The sequence below is a fragment of the Nocardia sp. NPDC003345 genome (assembly GCF_053589395.1).
In genome coordinates this window covers 1-2,642 of sequence record NZ_JBSFRU010000514.1, presented here as the reverse complement: position 1 = coordinate 2,642, position 2,642 = coordinate 1, and the positions used below count along the sequence as shown (strand labels likewise).

Annotated in this window: 3 protein-coding genes; all 3 read left to right on the top strand. The window is 69.4% G+C overall.

Features of this window, described 5'->3' with window-relative positions; genetic code table 11:
• Window positions 1-770, top strand: a 770-nt coding sequence (locus ACWDU1_RS31425; protein ID WP_450004048.1) for a FecCD family ABC transporter permease, incomplete at its 5' end; no start/stop codon positions are given.
• Between the two features lie 85 nt (window positions 771-855).
• On the top strand, window positions 856-1,644 hold the full coding sequence (locus ACWDU1_RS31420) for an ABC transporter ATP-binding protein (RefSeq protein ID WP_450004049.1): 789 nt from the start codon (window positions 856-858) through the stop codon (window positions 1,642-1,644).
• 179 nt (window positions 1,645-1,823) lie between these two features.
• On the top strand, window positions 1,824-2,642 hold an 819-nt coding region (locus ACWDU1_RS31415; RefSeq protein ID WP_450004047.1), incomplete at its 3' end, for a condensation domain-containing protein.

Genomic DNA, 2,642 nt, shown 5'->3' with positions numbered 1-2,642 from the left:
GGCTCAGCGGCGCGATCCTGCAGTCGGTGACCCGCAATCCGCTGGGCAGCCCGGATATCGTCGGATTCAACTCCGGCGCCTATACCGGTGCGCTGCTGGTGATCCTGGCCGGCGGCGGCTACTACGCGACCGCGGCCGGTGCGGTCGGTGGCGGTCTGCTCACGGCGCTGGCGATCTTCCTGCTCGCGTTCCGGCAACACGTCAAGGGCTTCCGGCTGATCATCGTCGGTATCGGGATCTCGGCCATGCTGGGCGCGGTCAACACCTGGCTGATCCTGCGGGCCGATCTGGACGAGGCCATGTCGGCGGCGGCCTGGGGTGTGGGCACCCTCGACGGTCTGACCTGGCCGGAGATCACTCCGGCCCTGATCGTGCTGGCGCTGCTGGCGCTCGCGGTGGTGCCGGCCTCCCATCGCCTGCAGATCCTGGAACTGGGCGACGATACCGCCGCCGCGCTCGGGATCCGGGCGAGCCGGGCGCGGCTGGTGCTGATCGTGCTCAGCGTCGCGTTCACCGCCGTCGGGACGGCCGTGGCCGGGCCCATCGCCTTCGTGGCACTGGCCGCGCCGCAACTCGGGCGCCGGCTGGCGCGGACCCCGACCACCGCGCTGCTACCGGCGGCGGCCATGGGAGCGCTGCTGCTGGTGCTCAGCGATTGGATCTCGCGACGTGCTTTCGCGCCGACGACGGTTCCGGTCGGTGTGGTGACCGCGTCGGTCGGGGGTGCGTATCTGGCCTACCTGCTGGTGGCCGAGGCTCGGAAGAACTGAGGAAATCATCGTGGAGAAGCGACGTGCGGACGGCGGGCCGGCCGAACCCGGGGCCCCGGCGGGCGAACCCGGTACGGCGGCGCGGCTGCGGGCCGACCGGCTACGGCTCGGCTACCGGAACCGGGTCATCAGCGATGAACTGACGGTGGATGTCCCAGATGGGACATTTACGGTAATCATCGGACCGAACGCCTGCGGCAAGTCGACACTGCTGCGCGCGCTGTCGCGGCTGCTGGCCCCCGAATCGGGCGCGGTGTTGCTGGACGGTAAGCAGATCGGTTCCTATCCGGCCAAGGAGGTGGCCCGCCGGATCGGCCTGCTCCCGCAGACCTCCACCGCGCCGGAGGGGATCCGGGTCGCCGATCTGGTCGCCCGCGGCCGGTATCCGCACCAGTCGCTGATCCGGCAGTGGTCGCGTAAGGACGAGGAGGCCGTGGCCGCGGCGATGGCGGCGACCGGGGTGGACGAGCTGTCCGGGCGGCTGGTGGACGAACTGTCCGGCGGGCAGCGGCAACGGGTGTGGATCGCCATGGTGCTCGCCCAGGAGACCCCCATCGTGCTGCTCGACGAGCCGACCACCTTCCTCGATATCGCGCATCAGATCCAGTTGCTGGACCTGTGCCGCGACCTCAATCGGGAGACCGGCCGGACGGTGGTGGCGGTACTGCACGATCTGAATCACGCGTTCCGTTACGCCGATCACTTGATCGCCATGCGCGACGGCGCCGTGGTCGCCACCGGAGCGCCCCGTGACATCGTCACCGCGGAACTGGTCCAGAAGGTCTTCGACCTGGGATGTCGGGTGATCGAGGACCCGGAAACGGGGGCGCCGCTGGTGGTTCCGCTGGCCGCGAAAGCGGTCCGTGTGAGCTGACCCGGCGGGCCTGGCACCTTAAGGCCTATTCGAGGAAAGGTGTTTACTTTAGTAAAGGTTAGGCTAACCTCAACTGTGGTCGTGTGTCCGTAGCCGGGTCGTGAGGGGATCGGCGGGGCGCACGAGAGTGGTTCACAGCGAAGGGAGTTGCCGTGTCGGCGGCAGTGCAGAATGCCTCGATGGTCAGCGGTCCCGGATTACCGCTCACCGGCCCCCAGCTGGGAATCTGGAACGCGCAGCGGTTCGATCCGGAATCCGGCCGCTATCTGGTGGGCGAGGTCCTCGAGATCACCGGCGACGATCCGATCGATATCGGGCTGCTGGCCGAGGCCATCCGGCTGACCGTCGCCGAGGCGGAGAACATGCGCCTTCGCTTCCGCGATACCGACGCCGGCCCACGGCAATTCGTCAGCGACGAGCCGGCCGTGCTGCGACCGGAGATCGATCTGCGCGGCGCCGCCGAACCACTGTCGCTCGCGCACGAGGCGGTGGCCCTGGAGCGCCATCAGGCGGCCGAGCGCTGCCGGGGCATGGTGGACCGGCGGCTCTACAACTACACGCTGATCCGGCTCTCCGAACACGAGGTGTGGTGCGTGCAGCTCTACCACCACCTGATCGTCGACGGGTACAGCGCCGCGCTGCTCTCACGCCGGGTGGCCGCGCACTACACCGCGCGCCGGCGCGGCACCGAGCCGCCGAAGGCGACCTTCGGTGCCATCGCGGCGCTGGTCGCCGATGAGCAGGCCTACCGCGACAGCGAACAATTCGCCGACGATAAGCGGTACTGGCGTGCACAGCTCAGTCCCGCACCCTCGCTCGACGGCCGCGGCACCGCGCTGGGCGGAGCGGTGGAGCGGACCATCCGCGCCGAGGCGATCCTGCCGGTCGCCACCCTGGACAAATTGAAGGCCTGCACCGAGCGCTACCGGATCACCTGGGCCGACGGGCTCATCGCCTGCTACGCGGCGTATCTGCAGCGACTGCTGGGCACCTCCACC